At 67.3% G+C, this 15,900-nt stretch carries 8 protein-coding genes; 3 read left to right on the top strand and 5 right to left on the bottom strand.

The features are described from left to right. Positions 1 to 27 precede the first annotated feature (27 nt). The 3 genes from LXT21_RS10990 to LXT21_RS10980 form a co-directional block, all read right to left on the bottom strand. Complete coding sequence (locus LXT21_RS10990) at positions 28 to 2,007, bottom strand: hybrid sensor histidine kinase/response regulator (protein ID WP_323394310.1); 1,980 nt, start codon at positions 2,005 to 2,007, stop codon at positions 28 to 30. A gap of 122 nt (positions 2,008 to 2,129) precedes the next feature. Next, entirely contained in the window at positions 2,130 to 9,293 is a 7,164-nt protein-coding gene (locus tag LXT21_RS10985; protein WP_254038534.1) for a HAMP domain-containing protein, read from the bottom strand. 426 nt (positions 9,294 to 9,719) lie between these two features. Continuing rightward, positions 9,720 to 10,610, bottom strand: a complete 891-nt coding sequence (locus LXT21_RS10980) for a hypothetical protein (RefSeq protein WP_254038063.1) — start codon at positions 10,608 to 10,610, stop codon at positions 9,720 to 9,722. Between the two features lie 173 nt (positions 10,611 to 10,783). Here LXT21_RS10980 and LXT21_RS10975 point away from each other — a divergent pair, with 173 nt between their 5' ends. From LXT21_RS10975 to LXT21_RS10965, 3 genes are all read left to right on the top strand, one after another. Further along, the gene (locus LXT21_RS10975; protein WP_254038062.1) at positions 10,784 to 13,219 is read left to right on the top strand and encodes a TonB-dependent receptor; all 2,436 of its coding nucleotides are present in this window, start codon (positions 10,784 to 10,786) and stop codon (positions 13,217 to 13,219) included. 50 nt (positions 13,220 to 13,269) lie between these two features. Further along, the gene (locus LXT21_RS10970) at positions 13,270 to 14,049 is read left to right on the top strand and encodes a hypothetical protein (protein ID WP_254038061.1); all 780 of its coding nucleotides are present in this window, start codon (positions 13,270 to 13,272) and stop codon (positions 14,047 to 14,049) included. Positions 14,050 to 14,132: 83 nt separating this feature from the next. Then, complete coding sequence (locus LXT21_RS10965) at positions 14,133 to 15,053, top strand: hypothetical protein (RefSeq protein WP_254038060.1); 921 nt, start codon at positions 14,133 to 14,135, stop codon at positions 15,051 to 15,053. A 264-nt stretch (positions 15,054 to 15,317) separates the two neighbouring features. On the opposite strand, the gene LXT21_RS10960 is transcribed toward LXT21_RS10965, so the two are convergent. Continuing rightward, entirely contained in the window at positions 15,318 to 15,617 is a 300-nt protein-coding gene (locus LXT21_RS10960; RefSeq protein ID WP_254038059.1) for a cyclic-phosphate processing receiver domain-containing protein, read from the bottom strand. Between the two features lie 18 nt (positions 15,618 to 15,635). Continuing rightward, on the bottom strand, positions 15,636 to 15,869 hold the full coding sequence (locus LXT21_RS10955) for a hypothetical protein (protein ID WP_254038058.1): 234 nt from the start codon (positions 15,867 to 15,869) through the stop codon (positions 15,636 to 15,638). Between the last annotated feature and the right edge of the window lie 31 nt (positions 15,870 to 15,900).

Genomic DNA, 15,900 nt, shown 5'->3' with positions numbered 1-15,900 from the left:
GCGAGGGCGTGTCCCTCGCGCCCCGCTCTAGCTCGCCGTGCGCGTCCCCGGCTGCGTGTGGTGCACGCCCGGGGACTCCGTCTCGCGCGGCAGCCACACGTTGAAGGTGGAGCCCTGTCCCGGCACTCCCGGGGACTCCACCCAGATGCGACCGCCGTGCTGCTCGACGATGCCCTGGCTGATGGTGAGCCCCAGGCCCAGCCCGCCGTACTTGCTGCCGTGCGCGCGGCCGAAGCGCTCGAAGATGAGCGCCTGCTTGTCCTTGGGAATCCCCACGCCGCTGTCCTTCACGGACAGGTGCACGCCCTCGCTCCCCTCGCTCGTCAACCGCACCAGCACCGTCCCGCCCTCCGGCGAGTAGCGGATGGCGTTGGAGAGCAGGTTCGTCAGCACCTGGTCCAACCGCCCCCGGTCCCAGATGCCCTCCAGGTGCTCCGGCGTCTCCACCTGGATTTCGTGCCCCTGCGACAACACCGCCATGCGGTCGCGCGTCTCGTGCACCAGCTGACTGAAGTCGAACCGCTCCAGCTCCAGTGACAGTCGCCCCGCCTGCAGCCGGCTGATGTCCAGCAGGTCCTCGACCAGCTTCGCCATCCGGTCAATCTGGCGGTTGATGATTTTGAGCGACTTGCCCGGCCCCGCCTCCGTCTCGCCCCCCAGCTTCAGGAGCGCCAGGTGCGCGTGGCCCTTGGCCGCCGCCAGCGGCGTGCGCAGCTCGTGGCTCGCCGCCGCCAGGAACGCGTCCTTCGCCTCGCTCGCCAGCCGCAGCGCCGTCTCCGCGCGCTGCCGCTCGGTGATGTCGCGCGCCACGGAGATGAACCGCCCGGGCCCCTCCGCCGCCGACACGAACTGGAGCACCACCTCCACCGGGACCTCGCTGCCGTCCCGCCGCCGGTGCGTCGTGGAGTACGTCTGGCTGGGCAGAGTCCCGCTCACCAGCGGCGCCAGGAGCTTGCGGAAGCCCGCCTCGTCGAACGCGCCCTCCACCTCCAGCACCGACAACCCCACCAGCTCATCCGTGGTGCTCGCCAGCTGCTTCGCCGCGCCCGCGTTCGCGTACGTCAACGTCAGCGAGTCCGGCGAGAACATCAGGACGCAGTCCAGCGTCGCGTCCAGCGTCATCTTGAAGCGCCCCAGCGCCTCCTCGGCGCGGCGCTTGTCGTCGATGTCCGTGGCCACGGCAATCCACCCCACCACGTGGCCCGTCTCGTCCCGCTCCGGCACCGCGCGCGCCAGGTGCCAGCGATACACCCCGTCGAACCGGCGCAGGCGGAACTCGCGCTCCACCCGCTGACTGGAGCGGATGGCCGTCTCCCACGCCTGCCGCATCTCCTCCCGGTCCACCGGGTGCACGAACTCCAGGAACGTGCCGAGCGACAGCGGCAGCTCCTCGTGGATGCCCGTGTAGTCACGCCCCGCACGGTTCGCGTACGTGAACGAGCCATCCGCGCGCGCCGCCCACATCACCTCGGGCAGCGACTCGGTGAGCCGCCGGTAGCGCAGCTCGCTCTGGCGCTCCATCGCCTCCCGGTCGCGCTGACGCAGCAAGGCCGCCTGTCGCTGGATTTGCTGTTCCTTGAGGAACAGGTCCACGAAGACGCTGACCTTCGAGCGGAGGATTTCCGGGTCGAAGGGCTTGAGCAGGTAGTCCACCGCGCCGTGCGCGTAGCCCTTGAAGATGTGGGCCGCGTCGCGGCTGAGCGCGGTGAGGAAGATGATGGGGATGGTGCGGGTGCGCTCGCGCTGCTTGATGAGCGTGGCCGTCTGGAAGCCATCCAGCCCCGGCATCTGCACGTCCATCAGGATGACGGCGAAGTCGCGCTGTAGCAGGAACTTGAGCGCCTCCTCGCCGCTCGTCGCCTTGACGAGCTCCTGCCCCAACGGCTCGAGGATGGCCTCCAGCGCCAGCAGGTTGGACGGGTGGTCGTCCACCATCAGGATGCTCGCCCTGGAACGGGTGCTGCTGTCCTGCGGGCGTTCGGCGGAGATGTGTTCGCTAGGCGTCATTGAAATAGGAGCAAGGTATGCCCCGACCGTTTACTGGCCGGACAGGCTAGGCGCGACCCCCGCCGGTCAAAAGCCCGGCGGAGACGAGTCGTGCGCTAGCCATCAATCGGACCCTCTCTTCGTCATGCCGATACCCACAGACGGATGAGCTCCAGGAGCTTGTCCGTATCCACCGGCTTGGGCAGGTAGTCGCTGGCACCGGCGGCCATGCACTTCTCCCGGTCGTCCTTCAGGGCCTTGGCCGTCACGGCGATGATGGGGAGGCTGGCGTACTTGAGGTCCTTGCGGATGGCCCGCATGGTCTCGTACCCGTCCATCTCCGGCATCATCACGTCCATCAGGACGACGTCCACGTCGCGGTGCTGCTCGAGCGTCTCGATGGCCGCCCGCCCGTTCTCGGCGAAGACCACCTGCATGCCGTGGTTCTCCAGCACGCTGGTGAGGGCGAAGATGTTGCGCATGTCGTCATCGACGACGAGCACCTTCTTGCCAACAAGCTCGGACTCCTCCTCGTTGCGCTGGGCCAGCGCCGCCCGCGCCCGGGGAGGCAGATTCTGGTCCAGCCGGTGCAGGAACAACGCGGTGTCGCTGAGCAACTGTTCGGGACTCTTCGTTCCGCTCTTGAGGATGACGCTGCCGGTGTAGCGGCGCAGGCGGGCCTCGTCCTTGGGCGTGAGCTCCTTGCCCGTGTAGATGACGATGGGCAAATCCCGGAAGCGCTGCTGGGTCTTGACCTCCTCCACCAGCTTGATGCCGTCCATGTCGGGCAAGAGCAGGTCGATGACCAGGCAGTCGAACTCACCCTCCTCCAGCTTCTGGAGGACCTCCTGGCCGGTGGCCACCGCCGTCACGACGACGTCACCGCCCTCGGCGAGCAGGCTGACCAGGCTGCTGCGCTGGACGTCGTCATCCTCGACGAGCAGCAGCTTGCGCTCCTTGCGCTCCAGGAAGCGCGCCAGCTGGTTGAACACCCGCTCCAGGCCTTCCTTGCTGACGGGCTTGGTGAGGTAGCCGAACGCGCCCTGGGCGTTGCCCAGGTGCTTGTCCATGACGCTGATGATGTGCACGGGGATGTGACGCGTGCGCGGGTTGCGCTTGAGCCGGTCGAGCACGCTCCAGCCGTCCACCACGGGCAGCTGGATGTCGAGCGTCACCGCGTGCGGCTGGAACTCGTTGGCCATGGACAGGCCGGTGTCGCCGCGGGTGGCGACCAGGGCCTTGAAGCCCTTCTCGCGCGCCAGCTGCACCATGATGCGGGCGAACTTCAGGTCGTCCTCGATGATGAGCAGGACGCGGTCACCCTCGCGGATGTGGTCGCGGTCATCCTCCACCGCGAGCGGCGGCAGCAATGAATCCACCGGCGGCGGCAGCGCGGCGTCCAGCACGTGGGCGCTCTCCGCCGCGGAGGGAGGCACGGGCGCGGGCGGCGGCGGCGCCGACTCCTGCGGCACGAAGCCGCCCCGCGCCGGCATGGGCTCCAGCGGCGCTGGCACCTGGGGCAGCACAGGCAGCCCGTCGTCCTCGGGGCCCACGTACTCGGGGGGCAGGTACAGCGTGAAGGTGCTGCCCTTGCGCGGCTCGCTGGTCACGTGGATTTCGCCGCCCAGCAGCTTGGCGATTTCGCGGCTGATGGACAGGCCCAGGCCGGTGCCGCCGTACTTGCGCGCGGTGGAGCCATCCGCCTGCTGGAAGGCCTCGAAGATGAGCCGCTGCTTGTCCTTGGCGATGCCGATGCCCGTGTCCGTCACCGCGAAGGCGATGACGTAGCGCGAGCGCCGGAGCACCTCGTGCTCCAGCCGCGCGCCCGGCTCGGCCAGCCGCACCGTCAGCTTCACGCTGCCTTCGTCGGTGAACTTGAAGGCGTTGGAGAGCAGGTTCTTGAGCACCTGCTGCAGCCGCTGCGGGTCGGTGCGGATGGCGCGCGGGGTGCCCTGCGCCACCTCCACCGTGAAGGCCAGGTTCTTCTGCTCGGCCACCGGGCGGAAGCCCCGGTCGATGAACTGGTTGAGCTCCGTGAGGACGATGTCCCGCGGCTCCACCTGCATCTTGCCGGCCTCCACCTTGGACAGGTCGAGGATTTCGTTGATGAGGCTGAGCAGGTCACCACCGGACGCGTAGATGGTGTTGGCGTACTCCACCTGCTTGGTGGAGAGGTTGCCGTCCTTGTTGTCGGACAGGAGCTTCGCCAGGATGAGCAGGCTGTTGAGCGGCGTGCGCAGCTCGTGGCTCATGTTGGCCAGGAACTCGCTCTTGTACTTGGAGATGACGGTGAGCTGCTCGGCCTTCTCCTCCAGGCTGACGCGGGCGCGCTCCACCTCGTTGTTCTTCTCCTCGACGCGGCGGTTCTGCTCCTCGAGCAGCTTCGCCTTGTCCTCCAGCTCGCTGTTGCTGCGCTTGAGCGCGTCCTGCTGCTGGGTGAGCTCGCGCGACTGGCTCTGCAGCTCCTGGGTGAGCCCCTGCGACTGCTGCAGGAGCTGCTCGGTGCGCATGTTCGCCATGATCATGTTCAGGACCACGCCGATGCTCTCGGTGAGCTGGTCCAGGAAGATTTGATGGATGGCGCTGAAGGTGTGGAACGAGGCCAGCTCGATGACGGCCTTGACCTCGCCCTCGAAGAGGACGGGCAGGACGATGATGTTGAGCGGGGCGGACTCACCCAGGCCGGAGGAGATGGTGATGTAGTCCGGCGGGACGTGGGTGAGCAGGATCGTCTTGCGCTCCAGGGCGCACTGACCGACGAGCCCCTCGCCCAGCCGGAAGCGGTTGGCGATGTGCTTGCGCTCCCGGTAGGCGTAGGTGCTGGTCAGCTTGAGCACCGGCGTGCCGGAGTCGGTGTCCATCAGGAAGAACGCGCCGTGGTGGGCGGAGACCAGGGGCGTCAGCTCGCTCATGATGAGGCGACTGACGGCGTCCAGGCTCTTCTGGCCCTGCATCATGCCGCTGAACTTCGCCAGGTTCGTCTTGAGCCAGTCCTGCTCCTGGTTCTTCTGCGTGGTCTCACGCAGGTTGACGATCATCTGGTTGATGTTGTCCTTCAGCGCGGCGACCTCGCCCTCGGCGACGACGGTGATGCTGCGGGTGAGGTCACCCTTCGTCACCGCGGTGGCCACGTCGGAGATGGCGCGCAGCTGGCTGGTCAGCGTACCGGCCAGCTGGTTCACGTTGTCGGTCAGCTGCCGCCACGTGCCGCGCGCGCCGGGCACACGGGCCTGGCCGCCCAGCTTCCCTTCGATACCGACCTCGCGGGCCACGGTGGACACCTGCTCGGCGAAGGTGCCCAGCGTGTCCGTCATGTTGTTGATGGTGTCCGCGAGCGCGGCGACCTCGCCCTTCGCGTCGACGATGAGCTTCTGGGTGAGGTCACCGTTGGCGACCGCCGTCACCACGCGCACGATGCCGCGCACCTGCGTGGTGAGGTTGGAGGCCATGAAGTTCACGTTGTCCGTGAGGTCCTTCCACGTGCCGGCCACACCGGGCACGCGGGCCTGACCGCCCAGCTTCCCTTCGACACCCACTTCACGGGCCACGGTGGACACCTGCTCGGCGAAGGTGCCCAGCGTGTCCGTCATGTTGTTGATGGTCTCCGCGAGCGCGGCCACCTCGCCCTTCGCCTCGACCACCAGCTTCTGCTTGAGGTCACCGTTGGCGACGGCCGTCACGACTTTGACGATGCCGCGCACCTGCGTGGTGAGGTTGCGGGCCATGAAGTTCACGTTGTCCGTGAGGTCCTTCCACACGCCGGACACGCCGCGCACCTCCGCCTGACCGCCCAGCTTTCCTTCGGTGCCGACCTCGCGCGCCACGCGCGTCACTTCCGAGGCGAACGAGTTGAGCTGGTCCACCATGATGTTGATGGTGTCCTTCAGCTCGAGAATCTCACCCTTGGCGTCGACGGTGATCTTCTTGGAGAGGTCACCGTTGGCCACCGCCGTGGTCACCAGCGCGATGTTTCGCACCTGCGCGGTGAGGTTGGAGGCCATCGAGTTCACGTTGTCGGTGAGGTCCTTCCACGTGCCGGCGACGCCGGGCACCGCGGCCTGACCGCCCAGCTTGCCGTCCGTACCGACTTCCTTGGCGACGCGGGTCACCTCGGCGGCGAAGGCGCGGAGCTGGTCCACCATCGTGTTGATGGTGCTCTTGAGCTCGAGAATCTCACCCCGGGCCTCGACGGAGATCTTCTGGGACAGGTCTCCATTCGCGACGGCCGTCGTCACCTTGGCGATGTTTCGCACCTGGTCGGTGAGGTTGCCGGCCAGGACGTTCACGTTGTCGGTGAGCTCCTTCCACACGCCAGCGACCCCGGGCACCGCGGCCTGACCGCCCAGCTTGCCCTCGGTGCCGACCTCCTTGGCGACGCGAGTCACCTCGGACGCGAAGCCTCGGAGCTGGTCCACCATCGTGTTGATGGTGTTCTTGAGCTCCAGCACCTCGCCCTTCACGGAGACGGTGATCTTCTGTGACAGGTCTCCATTCGCGACGGCCGTCGTCACCTTGGCGATGTTTCGCACCTGGTCGGTGAGGTTGCCGGCGAGGACGTTCACGTTGTCGGTGAGGTCCTTCCACACGCCGGACACGCCCTTCACGTCGGCCTGTCCGCCCAGCTTTCCTTCGGTGCCGACTTCCTTGGCGACGCGAGTCACCTCGGCGGCGAACGCGCGGAGCTGGTCCACCATCGTGTTGATGGTGCTCTTGAGCTCCAGCACCTCGCCCTTCGCGTCGACGGTGATCTTCTTCGACAGGTCACCATTGGCGACGGCCGTGGTGACCTCCGCGATGTTTCGCACCTGGGCCGTGAGGTTGTTGGCCAGCAGGTTCACGTTGTTGGTGAGGTCCTTCCACGTGCCCGCGACGCCCGGCACCTCGGCCTGGGCGCCCAGCTTGCCTTCCACGCCCACCGTGCGCGCGACGTCCGTCACCTGCTGCGCGAAGATGGACAGCGTCTGGGTCATCGCGTTGATGGTGTCCGCGAGCGCGGCGATTTCGCCCTTCGCGTCCATCATCAGCTTCTGGGTGAGGTCACCGTTGGCGACCGCCGTCACCACGCGGACGATGCCGCGCACCTGGCTGGTGAGGTTGGACGCCATGAAGTTCACGTTGTCCGTGAGGTCCTTCCACACGCCGGACACGCCGCGCACTTCCGCCTGACCGCCCAGCTTCCCCTCGGTGCCGACTTCCTTGGCGACGCGGGTCACCTCGGAGGCGAAGCCTCGGAGCTGGTCCACCATCGTGTTGATGGTGCTCTTGAGCTCCAGCACCTCGCCCTTCGCGTCGACGGTGATCTTCTTCGACAGGTCACCATTGGCGACGGCCGTGGTGACTTCGGCGATGTTGCGGACCTGGTCGGTGAGGTTGTTCGCGAGCAGGTTCACGTTGTTGGTGAGGTCCTTCCACGTGCCCGCGACGCCCGGCACCACCGCCTGGGCACCCAGCTTGCCTTCCACGCCCACCGTGCGCGCGACGTCCGTCACCTGCTGCGCGAAGATGGACAGCGTCTGGGTCATCGCGTTGATGGTGTCGGCCAGCTCGGCGACCTCGCCCTTGGCCTCCATCTTCAGGCGCTGCGTGAGGTCACCATTGGCGACCGCCGTCACGACCTTGGCGATGCCGCGCACCTGGGTGGTGAGGTTGACGGCCATCACGTTCACGTTGTCGGTGAGGTCCTTCCACGTGCCGGAGACGCCCTTCACCTCGGCCTGACCGCCCAGCTTGCCGTGCGTGCCGACCTCGCGCGCCACGCGCGTCACCTCCGAGGCGAACGAGTTGAGCTGGTCCACCATCGTGTTGATGGTGTTCTTGAGCTCGAGAATCTCGCCGCGCGCGTCGACGGTGATCTTCTTGGACAGGTCTCCGTTGGCCACCGACGTCGTCACCAGGGCGATGTTGCGCACCTGGGTGGTGAGGTTGGAGGCCATCGAGTTCACGTTGTCGGTGAGGTCCTTCCACACGCCGGCAACGCCCTTCACGTCGGCCTGACCGCCCAGCTTGCCGTCGGTGCCCACCTCGCGCGCCACGCGCGTCACCTCGGAGGCGAAGGCGCGCAGTTGGTCCACCATCGTGTTGATGGTGTCCTTGAGCTCCATCACCTCGCCCTTCACGTCCACGGTGATCTTCTTGGAGAGGTCACCCTTGGCGACGGCCGTCGTCACGTCGGCGATGTTGCGCACCTGGGCCGTGAGGTTGTTGGCCATCAGGTTCACGTTGTCGGTGAGGTCCTTCCACGTGCCGGCGGCGCCGGGCACCTGCGCCTGGGCGCCCAGCTTGCCCTCGACGCCCACCGTGCGCGCGACGCTCGTCACCTGCTGCGCGAAGACGTTGAGCGTGTCCGTCATGTTGTTGAGCGTGGAGCCCAACGCGGCGATTTCACCCTGCGACGGCACCATCAGCTTCTGGGTGAGGTCCCCGTTGGCGACCGCCGTCACGACCTTCACGATGCCGCGCACCTGCGTCGTGAGGTTGGACGCCATGAAGTTCACGTTGTCGGTGAGGTCCTTCCACGTGCCGGAGACCCCGGGCACCGCGGCCTGACCGCCCAGCTTTCCTTCGGTGCCCACCTCGCGCGCCACGCGCGTCACTTCCGAGGCGAAGCCGTTGAGCTGGTCCACCATCGTGTTGATGGTGCTCTTGAGCTCGAGCACCTCGCCGCGCGCGTCGACGGTGATCTTCTTGGACAGGTCGCCGTTGGCGACGGCGGTGGACACCTCGGCGATGTTTCGCACCTGGGCCGTGAGGTTGTTGGCCATCAGGTTCACGTTGTCGGTGAGGTCCTTCCAGACGCCGGAGACGCCCTTCACCTCGGCCTGACCGCCCAGCTTGCCGTCGCTGCCGACCTCGCGCGCGACGCGCGTCACCTCGGCGGCGAACGAGTTGAGCTGGTCGAGCATCGCGTTCACGGTGGTGCCGATGCGCAGGAACTCGCCCTTCACCGGCTGGCCGTCGATTTCGAGGGCCATCTTCTGGGTGAGGTCGCCTTCGGCCACGGCCACCAGCACGCGCGCGACTTCCGTGGTCGGCTGCACCAGGTCGCCGATGAGCGCGTTGATGGAGTTGATGCTCGTGGCCCAGTCGCCGCGCCCGTCGCCCAAGGACACGCGCTCGCCCATGCGGCCCTCGCGGCCGACGACTCGCGCCACGCGCACCATCTCGTGCGTCATCGCGGAGTTGAGGTTCACCACCGCGTTGAAGGCGCGAGAGATGTCATCCATCACCGGCACGGTGGAGAAGTCCGGCAGGCGCACGGAGAAGTCGCCGCCCTGCACGGCCCGCAGCGCGGAGAGCAGCGTCTGCATCGGGTCATCGCCCCGCATGCGCGTGCCACCGCCGGGTGTCCTCGCGCCGCCGCCACGCCCGCCCGTCTGTCGGCCAGCCTCTTCGGTGGCACGGCCGCGAGTGCGCTCGGACTCGACGCGGTTGGCGGACGGCTGCGGGCTGGACGCCGCTTCGCTCCGCGGCTTGCGCGTCGAGGCGCGCTTGCTGCCATTGCCGTTGGAGCTGGGAACCTTGGTGTCGTCCACGAGGAGAACCCTTCTGAGCTGGATGAACGCCGCGAGCCGATACCTCGCGGCGGACGGGCGAAAGCGAATCTCCTGTGAGTTCGCGGGCTTGTCGAATCAAAGCCCCGCCACTCCCGGTGATTTGTCGCTTACTGGACTTCGCGCCCCGACGATGGATACCGCGCGTGAAACACGCGGCTCCCACAGCCTCTGTCCAACATGTCAGGGCGGCGGCGCCGTGCAGGGAAAACCGTCGCAGCCCTGGACATAGAGCGGCCGACCGGAGAGCCGGCGAGCAGGGGCCAACGCACGGCCCTCGGGCACGGCGGCGCGCTCCCCCGTTCGCACATCGAGCGAGAACGACGGCGCCCCGGTCGGGGAACAACCGATCATCAATTGCTCAGGTGCGTCCAACCACCACATCGTCTCCACCTGGCAGGGGACGTCGAGGGGGCGGTGGGAGAGGGAGCGGGTGTCGTAGACGCGGAGGTGGCCATCGGCGAGCACGGCGGCCAGCACGCCACCGGCGCCGACAGTGAGCCGGGCGGTGGAGGCGGGGACGACGGTCTGCGCGAGCACGGAGCCGGTGGGAGACACGGAGACGAGCTGTCCGGAGGCATCCAGGGCGAGCATGCCGTGCGCGTGTCCGGCGAGGGCGATGGGCTGGAAGTCGCCCATGGGGATGAGGGTGGCGCCGTCCTCGCGAAGGAGGCGGCCTCCGGCGGAGAGCCACAGGTGGTTGTCCGCGTCGAAGGCGATGGCGAGCGCGCCGGTGAGGACATGGCGCGTGGAGGCGTCCTTGGGGCCGCAGGTGGCGACGGAGTGGGCGCCGAAGACGGCGGCGCGGGACGCATCGGGGGACACGGTCCAGCCGAGCCGAGCCTCGGGGTGGGCCTTGGAGAGGCAGTGGTTGAGGGCGCCGAAGTTCGGGTCCGTCGTGGGAGAGGACACGAGGTAGGGCAGGCTGGTGGTGGCGACGTAGAGGAGCAGGCCCAGGGAGACGGCGGAGGCGAGCGTGAGGGGCCAAGGCCTGAGGCTGCGCGCGCGGGTGTTCCTGGCGGGAGCACGCGCGCTCTTCCTTCCCGTGGTCACCGCGCTCTCGCGTCCGCTCAAGGTGACTCCTCGCTGCCTCGCGCCGCCCGGCCCTACGCATAGCGCCCGGCCCATTCTTGGGCCACTCCCCCCGAGGTGCATCCCAGCACATCACGGAATCAGCATGGATGCTCGCCTGCTTCGTGAGGGAACCATGAGGATGCGCGCGCGAGCTGCGTGGAATCTTCGCGCGGATGAAGAACCTGGCGGTGTCTCGGCTCGCGCGGGTGTGCGGTGTCGTCGGAGTCCTGGTGGGTGTGGTGTTGGCCCCTTCCGCGCGAGCAGCGGAGGCCACGGACGTCATCGTGGGCAAGGTGGTGGACGCGGTGAGCCAGCTGCCCGTGCCAGAAGTGGTGGTGACGGCCACGACGCCGGAGTTGGCAGGCGAGCAGACCGTCGTGACCGGAGTGGATGGCACCTACCGCATCGGGTCGATTCCGCCAGGGACCTATACCCTTCTCTTCGAGACGGAGATGTATCGCCCCCTCCGTCAAACCGAGGTCCACAAACTCGCGGAGCAGGAACTCCGGGTCGATGTCCTGATTGAGAAGGAGCCACCCAGCGACGAAAGAGGAGGCTGTTACTTCCTCGTCTCCGACGTCACGAGCGCTGGGATGTCGACAGAGCTGTTCTCGGAGCTGATTTCCGGCGTCCTGACACAACGCCCAGTGATGGGACGACAAGCCATGCGAACGCTGGATGGCTTTCTCGTCCTGGCATCGAACATGGTGGAGACACGTCGGGGTAGCACGCTGCTGGGCACGGGCCCCTGGGAGAATGAGTACCTCCTGGATGGCCTGTCTACGCGGGACGCCGTGACTGGACGCAACGCGCTCCCACTCAGCCTGGAGTTCCTCCAGGACACAACGGTGTTCACCCATGGAATCAGGGCGCGGTACGGCCGTGCGACAGGAGTCGTCGTCGAACAAAGCTCCGCCTCTGGCTCCAACGAGTACAGCGGCACCGCCTTCGCGGAGTGGGTTCCTGGCGTGCTGACGGAGCGGGGCCCCGTCAAAAGCAGGGCCGGGGAGCGCCCCTCGCGACACTCCGTCTTCAACCAAGGAGAGTTCGGAGCGACGCTCCGGGGCGGCCTCATCAAAGACCGCCTCTGGTTCTTCATGGGGGCGGTCCCTGCTCTCACCCGGGTGGAGCGGACACCCGCGGAGCAAGCTGGCGGAGGCCGGTCTTTCATCGACCATCGCCAGGTCCAGGCGCTGGGAAGGTTGACCTACATCTTCAACTACGACCACGACCTCTCCTTGATGGCTGTGATTGCCCCCTCCACTTCCCGATGGCAGGACGTCGACTCGACGAACCAAGAGGTGGACCGCGAGCTTTCGCGGGTGGCGCTCGATTACAGAGGTGCATTCTTCGAAAAGAAGCTGTTGGTGGATGCCCATGCCGCATGGATGGGGCAGAGCGTGACGAACCTGGGGCTGCCTCGTGAGTACCGGGAGAATGAAGCCCCACTGTCGGCGTGTGGCGGTCCTCTCGACGACTGGACCATGGACTGCGATGCTCGCGACCAGGCGACGAACCGTTATCAAGCCTCGGCCGAGGTGGTGCATCTCTGGTACCCCGGCCAGTTCCCGGGTGGATCCCACCTGCTGAAGATGGGTATGGAGGTCGAGCAGCTCATCCATGATTGGGAGAGGGGAGGCCAGGAGGCGACGTCACGTCTTCAGACCCACAGTGGGTTCACGAGCGCCTATGTCCAGGACACCTGGAGCCCTTCGGACTGGCTCACCTTCAATGCCGGGCTCCGCTACGACACCCAGTCCGTAGGCGGTCGGATTCACGGCGGAGACGCGATATCACATCTGCTGTCACCACGCCTTGGCGTCACGATGGCTTCCACGGGATGGGACCAACTGCGCATCTTCGGGAGCTACGCGAGGTATCACGGGCGTGTTCCACTCGGCTTGTTGCGCCCCCATCTGAGCACCGAGAGGGGCGTAGCGAATGTCCGGCTGGACTCTTCGCTGACACCTCCCTCCACCACGGAGTTCGTGACGGGGCTCGAGTTCGCAGCCGATTCCGATACTTCCGTGAGCGTTTTCCATGCGCGCCGCATGAGGACCACGGGACTCGTGCTCATTCAGGACACCGAGCGAGGAGCCCCCGTGCTCGTCAATCCGGGACGAGGCTTGGGCGCAAACCTCCCGGCACCTCGGAGCAGACATGACTCGGTGACACTCGAGGTGGATCGCAACTTCAATGACAACTGGTCCATGCTGCTCGCCTACACGTGGTCGCGGCTTCAGGGGGCCACTCTCGAGGAGCAGCGCGGTGTATTGAATCGACCGCATGTCCTCAAACTCTCCGGCACCCGCGGGTTCTTCCATCGAGACTGGAGATGGGGGGCCTCCGTGGGATTCTCCTATCTCGGCATTGCTGGGGCACACGGAGAAGGCGCAGAGAAAAGACGACCGTGGATGCACAACGTAGATGCTCGACTGGCCGTCCGCTACAACGTGGAGCGGAGGCAGGACATCGAGTTCCACCTCGATGTCCTCAACGCCTTCGACTCCCAGGCCGACGACTCGCTCACTTCGGGCCATGAAGCCGCCGTCAGCCCCGCCTACCAGACGCCCCGACAGGTGCGGCTCGGGGCACGGTACGCGTTCTGAGCACGACGTGCGGGCCCGAACTGGTCCGCGCGTTGCACAGCGGGCCGGCCATGCGTCGCCTCCTGACTGCGCGGTCCCTCCTGTGGCTGCTGGGCCTCATCCTCGTGGCGCCGCTGGCCACGGTGGAGTGTGTCTATCGGTACACGCTCTCGCAACTCCCGGAGCTGCCCCCCTCTCCGACGCGAGCGCTCTCCACCGCCGCGCGCCTGCGGGCGACCTGGTGGCGGGACCTGGACTCCTCCACGCGGCACATTCAGCCGATCTGGTCCTGGACCGTGGTCCACGGCCTCCTGGACTTCACGCTCTCCCGACATGCTTGTGAGGATGAGTTCCTACCCGAGGGCTTCGAGCATGCGCTCGATGCGGCGAGCCGCTGGCTCAACGTCCTGAATGCACGCACGACGGTCCCGTTCCGAGGGGTCGAGCGCATTGCCCTGGCCATCTGGCTCACGCGTCACTGGAGCGAGGAGGAGTGGAGGGTCGAGGCCATCGAGTCACAGTGGCACCTGTCGAGCGTGAAGCGCGGCGTCCCCGTGTTCCTCGCACGAAGCTGGACCCAGCTCCCTGTCGAGGACCTGAGTCTGCTCATGGCGATGAATCAGCTCTCGTGGCGAGCGGACCCGTGGTGCGATCGGGAACAACTTCACGCTGTCCGCGATGCGCTGCTGAGGACGCTGCATGACCGCGGCGGGCTCGATGAGATGGAGCTGGCGACGGCCCTCCGCGCACCGCTGTTCCTCACGGTACGCCCCATCGACTGGGGAACTTGTGGGCAACCCGCACTGACACGAGTCCTCGAGTCTCGGGTCACCACGCCGCTCCCCGAGTAGCCACGGGTCCGAGCCCTCCGTAGCGCTCGCTTGTCGCTGGCGGTCCACGCCTCAACCTTGAGCACGAGGAAAGGACCCCACCCATGCGACGAGCGCTCTGCACCGCGGCCCTGACGTTCAGCTTCCTGATGACTCCTGTCGCCCTCGCCCAATCAGCAGGCAGTGGAGCGGGCGCAGGGACGTCCTCTCAACCCCAGTCGGGCATCGGCGCCAACCAGGAACCGGGCACCTATCCGTCCGGGACCTTCTCGGTCGTGCCCTATGGGTCCACGGGCGCTGAAGACATCTCGAGCACGACCACCACGCAGGGGACCGGTGGCTCCGGCAATACCTCGAACACCAACGCCGGTGGCACGAACAACGGCACTGGCGGCGGGGACACAGGCAACAACGCGTCGGATGCGCGCGGAACCGGAGGCTCGGGCAACACGTCGGATGGAAACCAGGACCCCGTGCCCGCCGGTCGCCCCGAGCCCACGCGCCAGGGCACCGAGCCGCGAGACGCCGCGGGTGAGGCAAAGGGCGGCAGCGCGGAGGCAGCGGGGTCCGGCGAGGCACTGAGCCAGGGAGACCTGACTCGAGAGGTCGCCATGCTTCGCAGCGATGTCCTGCGACTCCAGCGACAGGTCAACGCCCTCCGGGGCGGACATGCGAATGACCCGAAGCAGCAACAAGACGGAACGGGAGGCTCGGGCCCCGCGAGCGCACCGCGACAGGACGACTCGGGTGACGTGAACGCCAACCCAGAGAAGACCATCGTCGCGAACGTCGTCATGCGCGGCCAGGTGACCTCAGCCACCCAGGAGCGCATTGTCATCAAGGACGCGGAGACCGGAGACCTCTACGACCTGCGCGTCGGTGAGAACACCCGCATCGTCCGCAACGGCCAGCGCATCTCCACGCAGGGCCTGCGACAGGGCACTGCCGTCCAGGCCGCCTACAATCTCATCGCGGATGGCACCTCCGACGCGACCCGAATCCAGGTGACGCCGCGCTCACGCTGAGCCGCTCGGCGCAAGCGGCTCACGCTCGGAACGCATGAGCCTGAGCCGCTTGGGTCCGCGGCCTGCTCATCCGGGCTTTGCGGTCTCGGCGCGCGGCCTGCCTCGTGTCGCCAGCCCACGCGCGAAACCATCGAAGCGCCCCTCACCGCCCACGCTCGAAGCATGAGCGTGAGCCGCTCGAGTCCGCACCCTGCTCGCGCGAGGATCGGACCTCCGCGCACGGCCTGCGCGCCTCACGTCACCAGCTTCCGCGCGAAGCGACCTTCACCGCTGCTCGCGCGCGAACCGCTCGATGCGGAGAATCGCCAACTCCATCTTCTGGCGCGCGGAGCTGTTCGCCGAGTGCACGCGGACTCGCGGAGGAGCGAAGCCTCGCGTGGCCACCGCCTCCTCGAGCCACAGCAGCACGTCGTACCCCGTGCCGTGCTCATCATCCCCGAGGTCATGGTCGAGGCTGAGCTCGACCACCTGTCCTCCCTCGAGCAACGCGATGGCCTCCTCGGGCCAACGGACGGCCACCCAGCCCTCGGGCGTGGGCCGCTCGTCATCCAGATACACTCTCACCGCGTCACCCCAGGAGCGTCAGCGTTCGCCGTCCTTCGACGACTTGCCCTCGGCGAGCTGACGCATCTTGGCGGCGAAGGGGCTCTCCCCCTCCGCCCGGTTGGGACCACCCGCCAGCCGCTGCCGCCGCGCTATCGCCAGCCCACCCTCCGCGGGGCCCTCGATGGCCTCCTTCTCGTAGCGGTCCTGCCCTCCGAGCGCGCGTCCCACGGGACGAGCGGAAGCAACACGGCGGTTCGTATCCACGGGCATGACGAGACCTCCAGCGGTGACGACGCCCCGT

Source organism: Myxococcus guangdongensis, from assembly GCF_024198255.1.
GTDB lineage: Bacteria > Myxococcota > Myxococcia > Myxococcales > Myxococcaceae > Myxococcus > Myxococcus guangdongensis.
Note: the sequence above shows the minus strand (reverse complement) of the source record. Positions and strands in the feature narration are given on the sequence as shown.

Bases quoted from the DNA above. Each gene is read 5' to 3' on its own strand.
- LXT21_RS10990 (WP_323394310.1), bottom strand. From the start codon at position 2,007: ATGACGCCTAGCGAACACATCTCCGCCGAACGCCCGCAGGACAGCAGC.
- LXT21_RS10985 (WP_254038534.1), bottom strand. From the start codon at position 9,293: ATGCAGACGCTGCTCTCCGCGCTGCGGGCCGTGCAGGGCGGCGACTTC.
- LXT21_RS10975 (WP_254038062.1), top strand. From the start codon at position 10,784: ATGAAGAACCTGGCGGTGTCTCGGCTCGCGCGGGTGTGCGGTGTCGTC.
- LXT21_RS10970 (WP_254038061.1), top strand. From the start codon at position 13,270: ATGCGTCGCCTCCTGACTGCGCGGTCCCTCCTGTGGCTGCTGGGCCTC.
- LXT21_RS10965 (WP_254038060.1), top strand. From the start codon at position 14,133: ATGCGACGAGCGCTCTGCACCGCGGCCCTGACGTTCAGCTTCCTGATG.
- LXT21_RS10955 (WP_254038058.1), bottom strand. From the start codon at position 15,869: ATGCCCGTGGATACGAACCGCCGTGTTGCTTCCGCTCGTCCCGTGGGA.